This is a genomic window from Microbacterium sp. Leaf179 (assembly GCF_001423785.1).
Lineage (GTDB): Bacteria > Actinomycetota > Actinomycetes > Actinomycetales > Microbacteriaceae > Microbacterium.
In genome coordinates this window covers 579,409-599,299 of record NZ_LMPH01000002.1, presented here as the reverse complement: position 1 = coordinate 599,299, position 19,891 = coordinate 579,409, and the positions used below count along the sequence as shown (strand labels likewise).

The following is a 19,891-nucleotide window of genomic DNA, read 5'->3' as shown; positions in this document are numbered from 1 at the left end:
ATCACCACCGAGAAATCGCCTGGGCTGCGCCCATCGTGAACGAGTCAACGATGTGCTTGTAGCGAGCCTCCCCGAGTGGCGCCACCTGGATTAGGTGCTGCTCGAGCGCAGTGAGGGCGCCGACGCTCTGCAGCACGGAGTTCGTCAGGAACGCGCGGCCCTGCTCCTTCACCTCCGCCACGATCACCTGGCCCTGCACGCGCTCCACCTCACGGGTGGTCTGTCGCTGCACACCGGCGCCCATCTGCGCCAGCCCGGTGGAGCTGAAAGCGCCGCCCAACGGCGCCAGTTCCTTCTTCGTCTCGAACATTTGGTTCCCGTCTGTCGTGTTCTGTGGGTGCGACTGCCTGCCGCACTTCCACACTGACGGGAGCGTTTGTCGAGGTCACTGACACAAAACTGACACGATGGCATCATGAAGGACGACCCGCTTCGGATCGACATTGAAAGCGAGTTGCGGGCTCTCAGAACCAAGCCCGGTCCGCTCGACGTCGACAGAATTGCGAGCGCGGAGGTCCTGACCGATGTTGTGGGGCGAGGTAGTACCGAACGAGCCTTCACGACGCTGATGGCGCTGCTCGATCTCCACGGCGGCGATCCCGATGGCGACGTGCGTGCCTACTTCGAGACGTGTGGGCATGACCTTGCCGGGGACACGCTGAACCAGCGCCTTGAGGCGTACGAGGCTCGACACTTCGTGGACGGCAGAACCGGGCTACGACGGAGCAACCGCGGAGCCGCGCAACTCAGCTACATCCTCCGCGACCAACTACCGTACGAACGACCGTGGGGCCACATCGCTGTTACCGAGGCCAGCGGTTTAGTACGAGTGAAGGTGTGGGTAGAGGTTTTCCACGGCGCCAAGTGGCGGCGTCCACAGGTGTACATCAACGGAAACCTGCAACAGAGGGAGTTCGAGTTGCATGACTCGCACAACGACCTATTTGCGACGGCGGAGGAGTGGTTCGCGCACATTCCGCTCCTGCCCGCAGCGCAGGACGAGGCTCTATTCGTCGTGACCGTGCACTGGGCGATGCCAGTGTGGAGTGTATGGAAGGTCGGCACCTCGCTGGCAACCCCCGGGCTTTACTCCGTCCTGACATCCGAGCGCCATCCTGGAGCTGAAGTGGCGATTCACCCCACCACGATCAGTTGAAGCCCGCGTCAGGAGGGTGTCGGTAAGCCAATCGGTGGATGTGCAGCTCGCCGGGACCGCCCTGGTTAAGGCGTGGGCGGGGCCGCAAAACGGACCGGACACACACGCTCTCGGTGACCCTCTGATCGTGACCGAGCGCTATTCTTCCCCCATGGGGGACAACTTGCAGGATCGACAGCCAACTGTAGTAATCGAGACGCGCAGCATTGAGCCCGCGCAACCCGACCAGGTACGCTCGCGCAGGTTAGGCAGCGACGCCCTGGTGGAGCGGGGGCCAGACATTGAGGCCGCGCTGCAGCAAATGACCAGCATTCTCAGAGCAGCCGCTGAGGCGCAGGTGCCCCAGTTGACCGGTTCGATAGAACTTGAGGCAAAGTTCGGCCTCACCTTGGGGCTAGAACAAGGAATCCTGTTCTCCAAGGTGGACGCGGGCGCCTCATTCGAGGTGACTGTCAAGATTCAACTCGCCGCGGCCCCGTGAGCGGCATCTCAGTCGAAGTCCGCGCAGGCGCCGATGTGCTGGGTGCAGGATTCTTCATTCTCAGCGACATCGTTGCGACAGCTCGTCACTGTCTTCAAGATCAGCTGCCCGAAGAGCCGCTCAGCGTCAAAACCGAAGACGGGGATGTATTCGCAGCCAGTGTTCTTTCGATGGTCGAGGAGAAGGATCTTGCTCTGCTCCAGGTCTCGCTACCGGATACAGACGTGGTGAGCCGTGCATCGCTTCCGGCGCTGCCGTACTTGGAAGCACAATGGCGCTCCCCGTACATTCCGGCACTAGATCAGGTTTCCATTCGCGGCAGTATCGTGCACTTGCATCCACAATTTGCCTGCGCTTATGGCGGTCAGCTTCGCGCCTCACAGCTGGAAGCAAGACCGTCGCTTGACTCTTACGAGGGTTACTCCGGCAGCGTCATCCAGCTAAAGACTCTCACCGGACCGCCCGTCGGAATGATCATTCAGGAGGGGCATGGAGCTGGGAGCAGAGAGACGCTTTTCGCGGCGGATATGCGCGAATTTGTGGAAGCTTTCGACGTGCTCTCTGACATCAATGTTTTGGATGCTGAACTTGAGACCCATCTCAGCGAACTGGGCGCGAGCGTAGCAAGGGAGTTTGGCGAACGGTTTGTCGTCTCGGGACGCGCGGGCGGGGTGCTACCCGGGCGCATAGAGGCAATCGTGATACAGGCAATCCGTCGTGAACTGAATGGACAGAACGATGAGTGAACGGCATCATCAGCGCATCATTCAACCTGCAACCGAACGCACTGATAACCTTCGATCGGAGACTCTCCTCACTCAACTCCAGCGTGACATCGAGAGCCATCGATGGGACCGCGTCAGTACCCTTTTCGACGAGGTCAGCACACACCTACTTAACGAACCTAATTCTGCCTTTGCGCACGGCGCCTTGCGACTGATCTCGATTGGCAACACACCGAGACTGCACCGGAAAGCTCTCAGATTCTCGCGTGGGGTCCTTGCCCGAGATTTGCGCGACGGGGAAAGAGCGCTGGTCCTAAACGCGGTGGGTATGCTGGCAGAGAATGCTGGCAAGAGCAGGTTAGCCGAGGAGCTTTACTGCGAAGCAGATAAGGTTGCTCCTGCAGACAGCAGTGATGTCGTCGGTCTTGAGCATGCATTTTTCATGCTGAGGCGTGGTCGAGCTGACGAGGCGGTAACGCTGCTGGATGGACTAAATTTGAGCTCCCTTGGTGCGAGCGCCGCTGTAAACCAGGTTTACGGCTTCATTGCGATGATGCGAGGAGATGACGTCGCAAAATTCGCAGAACGGCTGCAAAGTGTCGCGCGGTCCCTGTTGTCAGCTCTCCCCGCCGCCGACGTCCGCCGATACGACGTGGCATCACGTGCGTTACACATGAATTTCTACCTCGACCTACAGAAACGCAATTGGGAAGCTGCAAGGGGGCGCCTCCGCACGCTTGAGCGCACAACGTTCGTGTACTGCGCCAGTGTTAGCCCTTTAGATCACACGGCAGCAAGCCTCGCCAGTAGGTACTCCTTGGCGCAAATGGAGTACGCGGTCAGCATCGGCGATGAGCGACAAGCGCGAAAAGCAGTACTCCACCTCGAATCAGCACGGGAGCGCGCGAGGCTGGCGGTGGGCGCCGAAAGCGACCTCGCAGTGAGCCTTGAGTTCAATCAAGCCCTAGGTGCACTGTGGGTCGCGGCGCGATCAGGGGAGCCGCTACCGAACTTGACATCCCTCCGCCGGAGGGTCGAGGAGCTTGGCAGCGCTCGGGGTACCAGCATCCCCGAGGCCACGAGCGCAGGGGGAATGCTGTCAGCGGCCATCACCGTTGAAGCATCGAAGCGTGCACGTGAGCGTCGCGTCAGTGGGTACCCCCTGTCTGGCCCGGAGGGTGTCGGGCGGATTAGTCGAAAGCAAATACGAAACATGAGTGCAGCCGAGATTGTGGAGCGTTTTGGTAGTCATCCTGGTGATACAGGGCGCGTCGAAGTGCAGATTGCGCTGCTCCATCGCCGAATAATTCTTCTGACCGAACACCTCAAGGACTCCCACTCGGATCACTCAGCTCGCCGAGGGCTTCTGCAGCTTGTCGCGCAACGGCGCCGTTTGCTCGAGTACCTCCGACGCGACTCGATAGATAGGTACCGCACCATCACTTACACTCTCGATGTCCGTAGGGGTAGTTCAAATAAGGTAAAGAAAGGCAACTGGTTCAGGTGACGGCGGCGACGATTGTTGGCCGGTGTAGCCATATCCATTCTTCGAACATAAGCATAGCCGTGTCCGGTCGCAATTCTAGCGACCGATGAATACGACGTAAATCTGCACAAACAGGTGATTCTGAACCCAAGGCCTCCTCAAGCACCCGAAGCGCTTCCGGGGGTGGGATAATCGAACGAGCGACTTGTCGCATACGGTCAACTTCCATGTCTCGCTCAGGCGTGGAAGATAACCATGATTGTTCCGAATTTTTGTTACTCATGTCTGCATTATGAGGCCTAAGGCCGAATTGTCAACCGCAAGTCGCTTCATCTGGCCGACGCGTCGATTTGCCCAACCGGCGGGTTTAGCATTCCCGATTTCCCGTGCCCATGAAAAGGTATCAAGCCCGGCACGAGGCGCGCACCGCGGACCGTCTTCGTATGCACGACCAGAGGCCCCGCGGAACTGATCAGGAGCTACCTCTGCTGTTCCCCGGGTCTACAAACCCCATCCAGCCGGCGGCTGGTGCAGCCCGCAAGAGTGAAGGGATCGATCCGGTCTGAGTACGCATCGACAAAACAAGCTCCGCGAATCTCACCTAGCAGCCGTTGGGCAATATCCACATCAACGTCGAACGAAGCGTCATCAAATCTCAGGTGAAAACGATTAGCACGGCGGGCCGAGTTGGGCACCGATCCGGCATCGCGGAGATTCGAAATCCAGAATCGATTAGCGCCCCAAGCAGGTCAAACTGGCAAGCCATCTTTCGACCAAAGTTAGGAGACCGGTTGCGCGGCACCGAGTAGGGAAATTTTGTTGGATGTGCCGACGCCAGCTGGGTCCCATGCGACTGGGCGTTGTTAAAACACCATTGAGCCATTGCTGCACGCAAAGTCGAGCCAGAAGTCATTGTCGAAACAGGGGCGGCGACGTTGGGAGTAAATCAATGACGCCGACTCCCGGCACCTCGCAGATCATCGTAAGGGTCGCAAGTCGCGGGTTTGTTGCGACGCCTCCTTTGGTAACCGCTCCGCACTCGTACTGCTGCTACGCATACAGCGAGATGCCTGCCCGCTCAGCAACGGCCTCCTGCGCAAGCCCGACCGAGTGGCATCCGCGCCTGAGGTTCATTCCCAGCGCCCGCGAGAACTCAGCCCACTCGGGTGTGCTCGCGGGGTTGGTACTCAGCACTTAACCTTGAAACCAATAAGAGTTGGTGGCAACCAATATAAATTGGTAGTGTGGAGACGTACCCTGCCTGCCCTCCTACGCAGGCGCTCACTCAAACCCTGGAGAGCCCGCCGTGTTCCGTCGCAGACGCACCCCAACGCCCGCTCACCAGACCACCCCGACGAGCGCGGTCTCCCACCGTTCGCACCTCTCCATCGCGGGAGCTCTCGGAGGGATTGCGCTCGCAGTTTCGCTGACCGGGTGTTCAGCGACGCTTCCGTTGACGACCGACCAGTCCGAGCCGTCCTCAGCGGTGGCTGTTCCCGATGTGCTGCCGTGCCCCGACCAGCTCCGCCAGGATCTGCAGATGCAATTCGGAGAACCGGCTGTCGAGATGAGCGGTGCCGACCTCGGCGCCCGACTTGGCCTGGCCGTGCCGGATGGCTTCGCCTGCATCTACACCGGCAGCTCCGGGTACGTCGGGGAGACAGCCTACCTGGCGTTCTATCCGAACGGGGATCAGGCCACCGTCGACGCGATCACCGCCGCCTTTGCCGCCGCTGGTTATGTACAGGGCGAGACCGCCCGCTGGGTCCAGAACGGCAACTGGGCAATCGCCAACGCCTACCCCGCGGGCGATCCACTTCACTACGGCGACTACTTCAACGACGCAGCCATGGTCATCTTCGAGGGCTCCTTCGCCGACTAGGACGCTTCCCGCCCGCATTGCCAGCCGTCTACGACCACCCGCGCCTCCAGACAGGGACCAAATGCCCGCAACTCGTCGTCCATTCGTTCGCCTTGCCAGCTCGCTCGGCGTTAGTGTCTTTCTTCTCGCCGGCTGCGCGGCACAGGGGCAACCGTCTCAACCGGTCGGCCCGATCGACGAGACGTCGGCTCCGGCCGTGGCTGAGTACTGCCGCGACGTCGCCGACGGCGCCGTATTACAGGCCTCGCGAGATGCCTCGGCGTGGACTGACGAAGATATCGTCAACGACGCCATCGAGCTCTGCGCAGATCAGCCAGACTTGGCATGGACAGACGCGCTTGTCCATGCCGCAAGCCAACCCGAGCCCGCGCTCAGCTCGCTCAAACAAGTCTTCCCCATCACCGATGACCAGGGCTACACCTTCGATCTCGCCGTCGACTTCCGGCTTATCGACATCACCGCCGATCCGTCGACCGAGCCGCCGGGAGTGACTGCTGCCACCCGGACGATGGGGATGTCCATCTCTCTCACCAACACCACCCCGCAGCGCGACATCACGTTCAAGGCAGTCAGCGGAATTATCTCGCCGCTCGATCTGTCAACCTTCATCTTCAGCGCCGTATACAACGAGGGCAGCCCCGTTTGCTCAGTGATTCAGCCGTGGGATGGCAGATGCCGGTGGGTAATGGGATACGGACGCATGGAGAATGGCCAGACCGTATCCGCAGGTGCGACCTACCCGCTGAAGGTATGGGGAGGCACTCCGAACGGCGGTGACATCTCTACCCTCCTACGTGGGATCCCTGAGGCGTCCTGGGCTGAGGTAAGCGAGAGCCTGTCCAAGCCGGACGGATACCGCATCACCTATGCAGCCGGCGATGGCTCACGGTTTGCCACCATCTGCGCCAGCGAAGCAATGGTTCCCGTGCTTGTCTCGACAGCGCCATGTGAGGCTCCCTAGCCAAGCCCGCTGGGCCCACTCGGAAGTGCTTCCGCGGGCCCCGACCAGACCACCGCACTTTCCCTCCTGGAGTGTCAGTCCGCGAGCTTGCATCCCGGCTGGCCACTCAACATACTCGCGACGGATTACATGCTCGCGCTCGAGAAAGACGCGCGGCTGCCCTATGTCTAGATGGAAGCGCTCGACAGCTGTCACCGCTTTGCGGCTCTCGCCACCCGGGACACTCGTTCTCCATGCGGCGCTTAGTGAGCTATTGAGTGCGTCGTCGTCTAATGCGAACGAAGTTGCGGCACTTGAGGAAGGAGCTCGTGAATCGGCGCACTGAGCACCTCGCCGATCACGAGCACGGTCGCCAGCCTTGGGTTGGTTGCCGCGCCACCGCTCGTCACGGCACCCCGCTCATACTGCTGATACGCGTACAGCGAGATGCCCGCCCGCTCTGCGACGGCCTCTTGTGTCAGCCCCAGCGCGTCTCGCCGTCGTCGCAGGTTCATGCCGAGCGCCCGCGAGAACTCGGCCCACTCGGGCGTACTCGCGGGGTTGGTGCTCACCCTTCAAGCCTGGGACCAAGAAGATTTGGTGGTAACCAATAGGAATTGGTAATCTCCGGACGTACCCTGCCTTCCGTCCTGGACAGGCGCGCGCCGGCCACCCTGCTCGGCGCTCATCCGCACACCTGGGGGATTCCGCCATGACCCGACCCGTACCCACTCACCGCGCCAGACGGGCAGGCCGCACCGCGGCCACCGTCGTCATTGCCACCGGACTTCTCGTCCTCGGCATCGGAGGGACTGCCCAGGCGGCGTCCGCCTCTGCTGCTTCCGAAGCCGGGCCGTACGACGACACCTACGCCATGATCACGAGCGGCCCCGATCAGACGGTCGACGCCAGCGGCGACGTGACGCTCTCGTTCGGCTACGATCTGCGCCCCGGCGTGGCACCCGAGCGCGACAACACACCCCTTGAGGCGTACGTCGTTGACGGTGCCGAGGAATACACCTACTTCACGGGTTCCGACACGACGCAGTTCCTCGACGTCACAGGCCCGGGTGTCTTCACGCAGACCATCACGCTCGCCCCCGGTACGTACACCCGCTACATCCGCAGCTACTACGTCCTCAACTGCGACTGCTTCGGCACGAAGGACATCATCGAGCCGTACACGTTCACGGTGCCCGAGAAGGTCGACCCCACCCCGACTCCCACCCCAACGCCCACGATGACGCCGTCGCCCGAGCCCACGAGCCCACCTTCGCCGGAACCGACGACCGAGCCGACGGCCACGCCGCAGCCGACAGAGACGGCGTCCCCTTCCCCGACCGCGTCGGCTTCCCCCGTCGCCGTCTCGCTCTCATCGACCACGGTCGCCCGAGGCAACCAGATCACGGTGAGTGCGAGCGGCTTCGCGGCTGGTGAGTCGGTTGAGATCTGGCTCCACTCGACGCCGGTCAAGCTGCTGTCGACTACCGCCAACGCGGACGGCACCATCGCGAAGACGGTGACTATCCCGTCCGACGCTGCCATCGGCGCCCACAACATCGAGGTGCGCGGAGTAACCAGCGGCTCTGCCTACGCCTCCCTCACCGTCGCCAACGGCCTAGCCGTGACGGGCTTTGACCGCACGAGCGCGGCCATGGCAGGCATCGGGGCGAGCGTGCTCGTTCTCGGTGGCATCGCCTTTGTCATGGTGGCGCGTCGCCGCGCAGGCGCACACTCCTGATAGGAGCAACCCAATAGATCGGTCCGTCGTTCGAATGGGGCGGCGGGCCGGTCTATTGCTCGTGAGGCAAAAGCCGGTCTGCTGAATTCGAAAGACCAGGCATCGGGATGAGGATTCTCCCAAGCTGATCGTGCGGGGTCAGGTCGACCCTCTATCGATGCGAATGGATTTGCCTCTCCACGGGCGAGTAGATTGGCAGGCATGGCTACCCGACACATCTCCCACCTCATCGATGATCTCGATGGCAGCGTTCTCGAAGAAGGCCAAGGAAAGCAGATCTCCTTCTCCATCGAAGGGCGCGCCTACGAGATCGACCTCTCCGAGACGAACGCCGAGAAGCTCTTCGGTGCATTCGCCCCGTTTGTGGATGCGGCCCGTTCCATCGGGTCTGCGAGCCGGTCCTCTGCTTCTCGCGGCGCTCGGACGAAGAGCGACCTCAACCTCGGCGCCGTTCGCGAATGGGCGCGCGCCAACGGGCACACCGTCAGCGACCGCGGCCGAGTGCCTGCGACCGTGATCGACGCGTACAAGGCTGCAAACGCCTGACCCTGCTCTTCTCTTGCGCGTCTCCCTATGAACATCAACGCCCCCACTGTTTCGTGGGGGCGTTGATGGTTTTTCGGTGCCGGTCCGCCAGACCAAGTCTTCACTGCCATTTCCTCAAAAATCTCGCAGGCCGCTTCTAGAAGGGCTCTGGTGTCTGCATCTTGTGTCTTAGGAAGCCCGGATTGTAAATCATCGAACATGTCGACCGGGGCATAGAAAAAGGGTAAGACTGAGCAACCGAGCGCACCCCGCATCGCCCGGGACTGGCGAATTACCGGAACGAGAAGGCTTGTCATGACGCACACTGGCAACGCAAGCGAATGTCCACCGTGGTGTGCCGGCCACGATGATGGACAAGAACCTTCCCCACCACGCTGGCATCGCAGCAATGGGGAGATCGTGCCAGTCGTAGAACGCCGGCGCATGACGCTCGGCGGCCCTACACCGGCATCCCTCACTGCCGAGGACTACGTGGTGGCGCTGGAGAGGGACGCTCAGGCCACCTACCTCTACATTGGCCCGCTTGAGGATGGCGCGCGCCTCATCGCAGTCACTACAGACAGTGCCGAGCGCCTGAATACGGCAATTCGCACGGCCCTCGCATCGGCACAGGAACATAGACGCGGGACCGCGGCGCCGTACTCCTAGCCGCAGTGAACCTGAGGGGAAGTTGCTCACGCGAACGGTCGCGCTCCAGGGCCAGTACTGGACAGTTCGACGCTGCAGGCATGTCGCCTTGCAGCTCTGAACGTGGTGGCCAACGTACGGGTCAGTCTCGCACGCGCTGCCGCGACAGTAGGCGCTCGGGACTCAGCCCCGTCGATGAGTACTTTCATCCGGGGCGACGCCCCGCGAAGGACGTCGCGGCCGAGCGGTGTTTTCTCCTCCCGCAGCGCGCGCCTCTTCTCGCGCGACCATCTCAGAGACGATGAGATTCCTCGGCGTAGGTCGGCCGCCGCTCGCGGTTGCCCTTTGCCCGGCGCGAGGGCTATTTCCAGTAATGGGTGTCCCACCTCGGAGGGCTGCCGGCGCTCCGCGGCCGGCGGCGGGGAGTGCGGTAGTGCGGCGTCTGGCGGTCGGACCGACTATCGCTGGGCTGCTGCTGGTGATTCTCACCCTTCTGTAGGGTGGAGCTGCCCTACCCCGTGTCGTCGTGATGACGGCGATTGCTTGCGTTGTCTTCGCTGTAGCAGGCAAGCTCGCTTGAGTTACGAACGTCGAGCGTCAGGGTGCGAGTTCCCCATCTACGTCCCTCTCTAGTTGCGTTCAGACGGTCTCCAGCGCCCCAATTCAGAGCGTTGGACACGCGGCGCGGCCGAGCGTGGCGGCTTCGCCTTCGTGGCGTTCGCGGGGGTGCCATGAATCGTCCGATCGGACGATAACGGAGGCCGTGTGAGTCTTCATCAACTTCTGGACGAGACGTATCGCTTTCAGCCGTGGACCATCGAGAGACAAGGCTTCCGCTCGCGCCGCTCAGGCACCATTAGAGATCAGTTGAATCGATTGATCTGAGACCCGCTCAAGCGGCCGAATGCTCCGGTCAGGGGGAGAAAAGCTGCACACATTTCGTAGGTACTGCTCACCACACGATGCCCTCGTGCGCACTCTCATGATCTCGGCGGCATGCCTAGGTGCCGAGCGTCTTTCACATGGTGGGGTGGACGTCGTCACCAATGCCGGTGTCCCCCAAACGGTCTACATACAAAAAACGAAGCGCAAGTTTACGCTCGGAGGGAAGCGGAGCTGGTCAACGACTTGCTTTTGTGTGGACTGTTTAGTATGTGGGGGGCTCATGGAAACTCGCTCTGATCGCGCCTGGACGCGACGGTCGTTCTTGTGGTGGGCAGCGGGGGGGTCGGGTGTTCTGTTGGGGGGTTTCGGGGCGGGCAATGCGGCTGTCGCGGCCGAAGTGCAGCCGGTCTCGATGCCTGAGCTCAAGCGTCACGGGCTAATGGACCTCGACGGGCTTCGGGCTGAGTACCGGGATGCTGTTTCGACGTTCCCGTTTGCGTTGCCGGAGGGCTATGCGTTCCCCGCGGAGTCGCAGTCAGGGGAGTCCCTCCGCGGAAGCGTGTGGGAGGTAGGCGCGGGACATGCGGAGGCGTACTGCTTCTGGCAGGCGTCGATGGTTACCGCAGCATATGAGGCAGACCTCGCGCATGACAGCGCGAAGGCTGACGGACTTCTGCGCGCTCTGGAGGCCGGGTACGACAGCCAGACGCGTCGGGTCGTGCTTGAAGACCCCGGCAACTATTTCGTCGAGCACGCGCTTGAGGGGGCAACCTCTGCTGGCAGCGACACGCAGAGCAATAGCGTTGAGTCTGACTTCGCTCCGCTCCTTGTCTTTGCCGGGGCGGTCTCCTAGATACACCGCCGGGCTGGCGCCGCGCGATTCTTCCCCGTCTTACTGGGCACCGGATCGCGACGTTACGCGCGCCCAGGTGAACACGACCCAACAACACTTCAAAGGAATGACATGCCCACCGTCTACATTGAACCCACATGGCAACCGATGCTTGACTTCGGTACGCAACGCTCAACAGTCACCTGGTCGACATTCAGAGCTCTTCAGGGCCCGGTCTCGTTCCGACTCACCGACGTATCCGCATACGACAACCGTCGGTGGTATCGAGCAGATATGAACATGTGGCTGTTGGACTCGAATGACCGCATCTATGGCAGCGGCAGCATGACCAAGTGGTGGGGGCAGAATGCCAGCTGTTCTCTCGGTACGTTTCAACCTGGGCGGACGCTGAAGCTACGAACACAAGTTCGGATTATGGAGACTTCTGCTGGGTACGGGTCGATCGGATCGGGCACCTGGTCCGGATACCTGTCGTGGAATCCGCAAATGAGCTGATCTGTCGCGCTGCCCTGAACGTCGATCTCCATGCCGTCGAGATCTATACAGTGTTCCATTTGCATCCCGGTCGACTCGATTGACCGATCGGTCTGAAAGAAGGTTTACTTTCATGTTCTCAGAACATCGCTTCACAGGTGTCGCCGCGGCGTTGGCCGTGTCTGCCATCATGCTGTCAGCGTGCTCGTCAGCTTCAGCTTCAGCTTCAGCGCCTGCGTCAACAGAGACTGGGGCGCCGTCGGCGTCACAGTCGCAGGCGCCAGCAGCTTCGGAAGTGACTGACGCGGATACGTGCAACGCCTTCAGCGACGTCTTGACTATCCTCCAGAACGCCACCGTCGCCTTCAATCAGGGGCGCACGGAGAAGACCGAGTACGAGGGCTGGTTAAGCCTCGCGACCCGCGTGCTCGCAACGGTCCCAACCCGCGGGCAAGGGGCGGTTGCCGAGGATGTAAAGAGGTTGCAGTCGATCGCACCCCCTGTTTCGACCGGTCTTGGTGGATCCAGTCCGATCTCGAAACTGGATTGGACCGAGGGTGTTCCCATTGGCGATGACTGCGCTTCCGCTGGCCAGGAGATTCAAGTTCAAGGATTTGTTGGCGGCTAATAGATCGATCGTCGAGCGGGCGCGGCCCTCATCCGCAGTCCGACTCTCGCCCGCTGTTCACGTTGAGTGGGTTCGACGGTTTCTAACTGGCGTCAACTTCCACAACTGAGCGCGCCGTCGATACGCGGCGGCAAGAGACAGCTCGCGACACGTAAGAAAGGAACATTGTTGATGTTCTATTCGCTCAGTAGAAGAACCGCGTTGAAAGCTGTTGTACTCGCCGTCGGGTACGCGACCTCGACTCCCCAGCCGTCGGTAAGTCCGACACCGGCCAATGCGTCACCAACTCCCACCCCGAGCGCGACACCCTCGCCGACGTCGGCACAGCTCGCAGCTGAAGCCACGGAATTCGTAGAGCAGACATTTTTCCTCGCTGATTGGTCGGCTGGGCAAACGTACCGTTTCCCACGTGTCCTCACTTTGGTTGACGTTCCGTCGGACGTAGAGATCCTTATTAATTGGGATCCGCGGTTGTTCCTCGTCTCGGAAAATGTTCAGGCATTGACGGATCAGTTCATCGAGATAGTCGCGGAGCGACTCGATAGTGGAGTATTGCGGTTGATCGTGCCCGCTGGCGCAACCAATGTATTCCTAGACGCATCGCCCGTTTCACTGTATCCGTCCGAGAATGTTGACACTCCGGTCGCAACGTCGATAAAGATGTTCGATGGGGCGGCGGGCGCCGAGGTTGAGCTCCTCGCCTTGGCCATCGACGAGTTCCCGACGTCGCCCTGGGGCGTGGAGTTATCAGCGCAGTGGACGACGGTCAAAGGCCTGATGATCCCGCAGTCGATTCAGATCCTCTCCGTCGGACCGAATCCAGTGCCGGCAGGAGTCACAATCCAGGCGCTCTGTGCGAGCGCTCTAGACAGGGCGCCGACGGTACCCGATGGCATCACAGTCTCGGTCGAGTCCGCAGGCAACCGATCGCTCGTTCAGTTGACCGTGACGGCACCCCTAATGGCCACCGACTCACGATCGGTGCTCTTCGAGCGAGACGACGCGACAACCGTTCCCGTCGTGAATCCCGCAGTTGTGAGTCGGGTTTCGGTCGACGTCGGCGAAGATCCGCGCATGATTCGGCAGACCGGCAAGCTTTCGATTTTTCCGCTCACCGATTCGGGCATCCCGGTAAGCACGTTCAAAGAACTTAGCGCAACCGCCTGATTTGGTGAGTTGTCAGAAAAAAAGCGGGGGATGCAGTGGCAGACGAGAAAGTGCGCCAGACGCAGGAATGGCTGAACGTCACGTACGGCAACAACAGCCAATGGCGATCTCTGACGGTCGATGGTCAAATCGGTTGGATGACCGTATTTGGCCTCATTCGAGGGTTGCAGATTGAACTTGGCATTTCGACCCTCTCTGACTCTTTTGGCGATACCACCTTTGATCGTCTCGCAACCCAGTTCCCGTTCATTGTGTCGTCAACATCGAATGCGAATGTCAAGCGTCTCGCGCAGAGCGCCTTGTGGTGTCAGGGGTACACCGGTGGGTACACGTGGGGTACTTTTGACGCCGTGATGAATGCGGGGCTCAAGTCATTTTCATTCAACATCGGGCTAACGTCGCAAGGCGAACCGGTCGCGAATGCTTTCACACCCAAAATGGTCAAAGCGCTCATGACCCTCGACTCGTATACCCTCCTTTCCGGTGGCGTGTCCGAGATTAGAGAGGCCCAGAGGTGGCTGAACGGAAAATACCGTAGTAGGAAGATGCCATTCATGCCGTGTGACGGCTTTTTCACGCGTAGCACACAGCAGGGTCTGGTTACGGCAGTCCAGTACGAACTAGGCATGACTGATTCTCAAGCCAACGGATACTTCGGTTCCGGCACGCGTAACGGTCTTACCGCGAACGGCGGACTGGTTCCTGGAGCTGCCGATGGGAACAAGAGTTGGGTGCGCTTGCTGCAGTGTTCACTTCGCATGAACGGGTATAGCACTCCTCTGACTGGAACATTTAACTCTGCTACCTCGCAAAGCGTCCAGAAATTTAAGTCATTCGCAGAGCTGCCCGGTGGTGCCACGGTAAACTTCGCGACGTGGGCTTCGCTTCTCATCAGCACTGGTGATGAGCTTCGCGCGGGCACTGCGAGTGATATGTCCACTCCCCTCACGGCGCAGTACTGTTCTGCTCTTTCTTCGGCCGGCTACAGGACAGTGGGCCGTTATCTCAGTGTCAACGGTAAGCGATATCAGCCGGGCGAACTAGCCCGAATCTTTGCCGCCGGTCTCGCTACATTTCCCATCATGCAGGAAGACAACACATTCGCTGAGTACTTCGGCTACAGTCGCGGGAAAGACCACGGATTCCAGGCTGTTCGACGGCTCCGTCAACTTGGCTTCAAGGATGGCAACACGGTATTCTTCGCAGTCGATTTTGACCCACTTGACGATACAATTACGTCTCGTGTGATTCCGTATTTCCGGGGAGTCAGAGACAGGCTCGCGGCCTCGAGTGTGAAATATCGGATCGGCGTGTATGGGACCCGGAATGTCTGCGCACGACTTGTGAACGAAGGGTATGCAGATGAGGCGTTCGTCGCATCTATGTCGTGGGGCTGGGGTGGGAATCTTGGTTATCCCTTGCCGCCTTCGTGGTCATATGACCAGATTCGCAATCACACTCTCGATGGTACAAACCTTGAGATTGACACCAACATTCAATCGTCCCGAGCAAACCCTGCTGGCTCTCAGGACGTACTTCCGACGCCCCTAAAGCAAATCTACGTTCCCGTGCCCGGTATCGGATTCGACGAAGACTACTTCTGGTATCTAACTGAGCTCTCGACACGGATCGAGGCTATCCGTTCCGGCGCTGGATCCAATTGGGTGAAAAGCTCCAACACGGTCGCGCTGCACTATTTGGCGTTCCTTGATTACAACGATGCACAGTGGGAAGCCTACGCCCCGAGCGTATTGAACGCTGGGCCTGAGTTCGAGTCGCTGTCTATTCTTCGGAATGAGATGCCTCTGCCGCCGTCCTCAACGCGATCCAGGCTCACCCACTGGGCGGCATCGACCCGTTCATATCTACGATATTGGAACCCGCCGTGGCCAACTCCGGTCGGTTCTGGGTCGGCGGAGATTAGCGACCTGGGTGGCTGGGGTCTCGACCTTGCGCAGGCCTGGCAAAACTTGCGGGATGCGGGTCAGGGGGGAAAGGTACGGCAGTGGGTCAAGACAAACGTAGGGGAGGGTGCTCCTGGGTTTGGTCGAGAAGATCTCGTTACTGATGTCGATGCGTACATCGTCGCAAGTAAGATGGGGGAAAGCCCCCAGGTGCCACTATCAGAGATCGTTCGTCAGATCGAAGCCGAGGTCCAGGTTGATCCGCGCTGGCGGTACCGACAGTTTGTAAATGGACGCTTTGGTGGCAGCTTTTCCAAGGTTACAACGGCGGGAAAATCCATCTTCACAATCTCGAGTTGGGGTGTGCCCGCGTTGACCATCCATAGGGGCCCCGGGCCATCAGATGCACAGAGCACCGACATGGGACGTGGGCTGTCGGATGTTCTCAGGAAGTTCGCTGGGCTCTAACGATGTCTAAAAAAGTCGAATATCGGTACTTGGATACGCGAGGGTGACGTTATGGTAAGGCTGAATGCCAGTCCTGCGCTGCTTCGATTGAGCTATGTGATCGCGTATGTGGCATCATTGATCGCTGGTCTGTGGTGGTTCGTGAGCGGCTCTGCTTTCACCATCGTTACGTATATTTATGGCGAGGATCCGCGCGCCTCGCTGGTAGACGGTCAGCTAAAGCTTGCCGTCGTGTGCTTATCAACCGTGCTTGTTCATTACTTCTTTTCGCGACCTTCAGTGGCGCGTCAATTGAATCCGCGAGTGGCTCGAATCTTTTCGAGAGTGAGCATCGGAGCAGCGGCGCCGTTTGCCCTTGTGGCGGGTGCCCTCGGGCTGTTCGGCGGAGTCGGGCTTGATCCGGGAACGCCATTTCCATGGTGGCAGTGGTTCTGGACGGCTCTAGCTTGGGTCCTGCCGCTCTTCGCCGTCGCCGTCGGATCGATCTCAGTTTCGGCAGCGGTCGCTGGTCGCCCGTCATCTGCAACAGCATGGCAGATCAGCTTTCTAGCGCTAGTCCCTCTCGTGATGATTCTGTCCGCGCTTCGGTAGCTCTCTGACGACTCAGGTCCGCGCGACGGGGATCGAGCGCTCCCTTGCTCTCGCGGTCGGCCGCCGCACCACTCCCATAGGCCCGACTCGTTTGTGTCCTGCGGTCCGTCAACTCCGCAACCTGCTCGTCGCTGAGACGGCGACGGATGAGCCAGGAGCGATTCGTTTCGTCCAGGTCATGGGAGGGATCCGCAGGCACAGCGGCCGCGAGTTCAGCTAACTTCTGCAGTTTTTCCAGGGCTGGAAGCAGCTCTCCCGATCTTTTTGGAGGCTGGTCCTAACAGGCGCACCACTGGTCTTACTCGAAAAAATTGCCCAGAGATAGTAGTTACTCGGTGTGGAGTCGAGAGCGTCATCGGTATCTCTGGCGCTCCTTGCTTTGGCTGTCAACCATTCCGCTGCAGGCGCCTGGATGAGGGCGGCAGGCTCGTAGACCTCGCCGTGCGCTTCTATCTGGCGTAATCGTCTTCGATCCAAAGAGTCGAAGAACGCCTCGAGGATTCGCCGCTTGATGAAATCGGAGGCCGAGACGTAGAAGCTGTAGGGACGGGCCAGCAGGGTCGAGGTACGCCAACACGGCGCCCGCGTGTCTAAGACGCCTCGTGAGGCAAAGCCTTATGAATAACGTCGCCCTGCGTAGGCCCCAAACGAGCTAATCTACGGAAGTTGACAGAATCCTGTACTTTCCAAGAACGGCTTTTCTAATGACGCCCGGTGCAGCTATCACCTTGCTTTAAGCAGAGGAAGCACCGGGCCGCTTCAGGGAGCTTTCTATCTCAATACCAAGGTTCGGGCCGTGTCTGGGCTCAGCGGGTGTGGCACCGTTATTTGGTAGATCGCGTTCAACCGGAACCTCTCAAGAGGTCCCCGGACCTTGGACGGCATCCCGATTGAGGAGTGCCGTCCAAAGGTACGTGCACGAAAGTTCAAGCGACGAAAAGAGATGCAAATGAGTGACTCGATGGTTCTTGCCGCGCAAAAGTGGGTCAACATGACTTACAAAAACGTGCCAGGATACAGTCACTGTGTTGAGGACGGCAACACCGGCTGGGATACGATCGACAGCTTGATTATGGGCCTTCAGACTGAATTCGGGATCAGTCCGGTGACCGACGCTTTCGGTCCATCAACCTACGCTCACGCCCAAGCGCATGGCGCCATCGGGAGCGCGGAGACAAACCACAATCTCGTCAAGCTTGTTCAGTCGGCAATGTACTGCAAGGGATACGACGGAAGTTCAATTAGCGGAATCTGGGACGCTCGGACTATCGCCGGCGTCAAAGCCATGCAGCAGGACATCGGCTACAGCGCCTCGGCCTCCACGGGGACCGTTTCACCCAAGCTCCTCAAAGCCCTCATGAACATGGACGCCTTTGTTCTCGTCGAGGGCGGGAGCACCGCGGTGCGCGCTGCTCAGAAATGGCTCAACCTCACCTACATCAACCGCCAAGACTTTTTCTATCTCCCCTGCGACGGATACTTCTCCCGCGGGGTGCAGACAGCTTTGGTGTATGGGATCCAGTACGAGATCGGAATGGCCGATGGAGTCGCCAACGGCAACGTCGGGCCCGGCACTCAGGCCGGTCTCAAGACCGCGGACGCCACCTTGACAGTAGGCAAAGTCGACTCGACCAAACGATTCGTCCGCCTCTTCCAGGCTGCCATGATCTTCAACCAATGGCCGGTCAGCTTCAACGGCACGTACAGCCAGACGGTCAGCGACAAGGTGAAGCTGTTCCAGGGGTTCGCCGCCTTCCCGACCGCATCTCGAAACGGCCATGGAGACTTCCAGACCTGGATGGAGCTCCTCGTCAGCACGGGCGACCCCAGCCGGCCCGGAACCGCCGCCGACATGGCATCCACCATCACCGCCGCCCGCGCGCAGTCCCTTGTCGCGGCCGGTTACAAGACGGTCGGCAGGTATCTCACCAACTACGCCCTGCCCGGCGCACTCGATAAGAAGATCAAACCTGGTGAGATCGCCACCATCCTCAGCGCTGGCCTGACGCTGTTTCCCCTTTTCGAAGAGGGCGGCGACGACATCGCTTGGTTCACCACCCCGCAAGGCATCACCGATGCCCACGCAGCCCACGACGCCGCCACCAGCTACCGTCTCCCTGCAGGCACGGTGATCTACTTCGCCGTCGACTTCGACGCCACAGCAGATGACGTTCAGGCCACGGTCTTGCCGTACTTCAGGGGTGTGCAAACCGGTATCGCCGACCGAGGCGGAAAGTACGTCATCGGCATCTACGGCTCCCGCAACGTCTGCTCGACCATCTCCGCGGCAGGCCTCTCCGCCAGAAGCTTCGTCAGCGGCATGTCGACCGGATTCAGCGGCAATCTCGGATTCCCGCTCCCCAAGGACTGGTCGTTCAACCAGATCGCTGGCGAGACCGTCGGGTCAGGCGCAGGCGCCATCGAAATTGACAAGAACATCAAATCCGGCCGAGACAACGGCGTAACCTCCCTCACCCCCACAGCCCAGAAGAACGCCGTGTTCTTCAAGTACCTCACCTGGGTACAGCAGCAGGCGAAATCCTTCTACGCCGCCCACCACACCGCGATAGACCCGATCCCGAGCAACCTCGTCGCCCAGTGGTTCCGACACCTGACCTACGGCGACCCGAAGTTCACCGTGCCGGACGGGCCTATCGCCAACGCGTTCATCACCCAGATGAACAACACCACTCCGCCCGCGGGAACTACCGCTGTCTTCACCTACGTCGACCCCGGGACCAACCGACCCCAGGCCGCCGACCACTTCGCGGCCGCATTCAATGGCGTCACCTTTACCGGCGTCCCCACCGACGGAGGAGTCAACGTGGCAGACATTGCCGGATGGGCCGGCGATCTCATCAGCACCGCATGCGACTACCGCAACCACGGCGGCACCACAGACCCACTCGTCTTCGGAAAGAAATGGATCGGCACCACCGACGACACCCTAGGGAGCACGTTCGGCCTCGACGACCTCATTCAAGACGTTGATGGCATGAACATGGGCCTCATTGTCCGCGCAGACGGAACCATCCCCCTTGCGGGAGTCTTCCAGCCCTACTACGCGAACAACGGCACCTGGGGCCGCCGGTACTCCAATGTCATCAACGCCCGCTTCGGTAGCTCCAGTAACTCGATCTACGACGTTGCCCTCCGAGTCTTCACCCAGAACGACGACCTCGCGTTCGCTTCCTTCCGGAGAGCGATCATGGTCACCCAAGGTTTTGGCCCCACCGAACAGATCCCCGTCAACGTCATCAACGGACTCGCCCAAGCGTTTCACGACGTCCTTGTCGCAAAGGCCAGCGCTGAGGGATGACACACCTCGCTAGGCAAG

Annotated in this window: 17 protein-coding genes; 14 read left to right on the top strand and 3 right to left on the bottom strand. The window is 60.3% G+C overall.

Translation table 11 applies throughout. The annotated features are described in order from the left end of the window. Position 1: 1 nt before the first annotated feature. The gene (locus ASF96_RS10280; protein WP_055938769.1) at positions 2–310 is read right to left on the bottom strand and encodes a hypothetical protein; all 309 of its coding nucleotides are present in this window, start codon (positions 308–310) and stop codon (positions 2–4) included. Positions 311–415: 105 nt separating this feature from the next. Here ASF96_RS10280 and ASF96_RS10275 point away from each other — a divergent pair, with 105 nt between their 5' ends. From ASF96_RS10275 to rpsO, 4 genes are all read left to right on the top strand, one after another. Continuing rightward, entirely contained in the window at positions 416–1,156 is a 741-nt protein-coding gene (locus tag ASF96_RS10275) for a hypothetical protein (protein ID WP_055938766.1), read from the top strand. A gap of 127 nt (positions 1,157–1,283) precedes the next feature. Next, a complete protein-coding gene (locus tag ASF96_RS10270; protein ID WP_156458817.1) occupies positions 1,284–1,637 on the top strand; it encodes a CU044_2847 family protein in 354 nt (117 codons plus the stop codon). After that, positions 1,634–2,383, top strand: coding sequence for a trypsin-like peptidase domain-containing protein (locus ASF96_RS16970; protein ID WP_162239422.1), 750 nt, complete (start codon positions 1,634–1,636; stop codon positions 2,381–2,383). The genes ASF96_RS10270 and ASF96_RS16970 overlap by 4 nt, the downstream gene beginning before the upstream one ends. A 1,192-nt stretch (positions 2,384–3,575) precedes the next feature. Beyond that, the gene (gene rpsO / locus ASF96_RS10265; protein ID WP_055938761.1) at positions 3,576–3,869 is read left to right on the top strand and encodes a 30S ribosomal protein S15; all 294 of its coding nucleotides are present in this window, start codon (positions 3,576–3,578) and stop codon (positions 3,867–3,869) included. Here the strand turns inward: rpsO and ASF96_RS17180 are convergent. Next, entirely contained in the window at positions 3,862–4,131 is a 270-nt protein-coding gene (locus ASF96_RS17180) for a hypothetical protein (protein ID WP_162239421.1), read from the bottom strand. The genes rpsO and ASF96_RS17180 overlap by 8 nt on opposite strands. A 1,170-nt stretch (positions 4,132–5,301) precedes the next feature. On the opposite strand from ASF96_RS17180, the gene ASF96_RS10260 reads away from it, so the two are divergent. Continuing rightward, the gene (locus ASF96_RS10260; protein ID WP_156458815.1) at positions 5,302–5,730 is read left to right on the top strand and encodes a hypothetical protein; all 429 of its coding nucleotides are present in this window, start codon (positions 5,302–5,304) and stop codon (positions 5,728–5,730) included. A gap of 61 nt (positions 5,731–5,791) precedes the next feature. Further along, the gene (locus tag ASF96_RS10255; RefSeq protein WP_156458814.1) at positions 5,792–6,691 is read left to right on the top strand and encodes a hypothetical protein; all 900 of its coding nucleotides are present in this window, start codon (positions 5,792–5,794) and stop codon (positions 6,689–6,691) included. A 269-nt stretch (positions 6,692–6,960) separates the two neighbouring features. Here the strand turns inward: ASF96_RS10255 and ASF96_RS10250 are convergent, their stop codons facing one another. After that, positions 6,961–7,242 (bottom strand): helix-turn-helix domain-containing protein, encoded by a 282-nt coding sequence (locus ASF96_RS10250; protein WP_055938755.1) that lies wholly within the window; start codon positions 7,240–7,242, stop codon positions 6,961–6,963. Positions 7,243–7,382: 140 nt separating this feature from the next. On the opposite strand from ASF96_RS10250, the gene ASF96_RS10245 reads away from it, so the two are divergent. The 8 genes from ASF96_RS10245 (at position 7,383) to ASF96_RS10220 (ending at position 19,873) form a co-directional block, all read left to right on the top strand. After that, on the top strand, positions 7,383–8,411 hold the full coding sequence (locus ASF96_RS10245) for a hypothetical protein (RefSeq protein ID WP_156458813.1): 1,029 nt from the start codon (positions 7,383–7,385) through the stop codon (positions 8,409–8,411). Positions 8,412–8,612: 201 nt separating this feature from the next. After that, a complete protein-coding gene (locus ASF96_RS10240; protein WP_055938751.1) occupies positions 8,613–8,957 on the top strand; it encodes a histone-like nucleoid-structuring protein Lsr2 in 345 nt (114 codons plus the stop codon). A gap of 294 nt (positions 8,958–9,251) precedes the next feature. Then, positions 9,252–9,605, top strand: coding sequence for a DUF6907 domain-containing protein (locus ASF96_RS17640; protein WP_442922496.1), 354 nt, complete (start codon positions 9,252–9,254; stop codon positions 9,603–9,605). Between the two features lie 1,276 nt (positions 9,606–10,881). Continuing rightward, positions 10,882–11,322, top strand: coding sequence for a hypothetical protein (locus tag ASF96_RS10230; RefSeq protein WP_156458812.1), 441 nt, complete (start codon positions 10,882–10,884; stop codon positions 11,320–11,322). Positions 11,323–12,595: 1,273 nt separating this feature from the next. Further along, complete coding sequence (locus tag ASF96_RS16965) at positions 12,596–13,591, top strand: hypothetical protein (RefSeq protein ID WP_156458811.1); 996 nt, start codon at positions 12,596–12,598, stop codon at positions 13,589–13,591. A 35-nt stretch (positions 13,592–13,626) separates the two neighbouring features. Then, a complete protein-coding gene (locus tag ASF96_RS16525) occupies positions 13,627–15,963 on the top strand; it encodes a glycoside hydrolase domain-containing protein (protein WP_156458810.1) in 2,337 nt (778 codons plus the stop codon). Positions 15,964–16,014: 51 nt separating this feature from the next. Next, a complete protein-coding gene (locus tag ASF96_RS16960) occupies positions 16,015–16,554 on the top strand; it encodes a hypothetical protein (protein ID WP_156458809.1) in 540 nt (179 codons plus the stop codon). A gap of 949 nt (positions 16,555–17,503) precedes the next feature. Then, positions 17,504–19,873 carry a glycoside hydrolase domain-containing protein gene (locus ASF96_RS10220; RefSeq protein WP_162239420.1) on the top strand — a complete coding sequence of 790 codons (2,370 nt, stop codon included), beginning with the start codon at positions 17,504–17,506 and terminating at the stop codon, positions 19,871–19,873. Positions 19,874–19,891 lie beyond the last annotated feature (18 nt).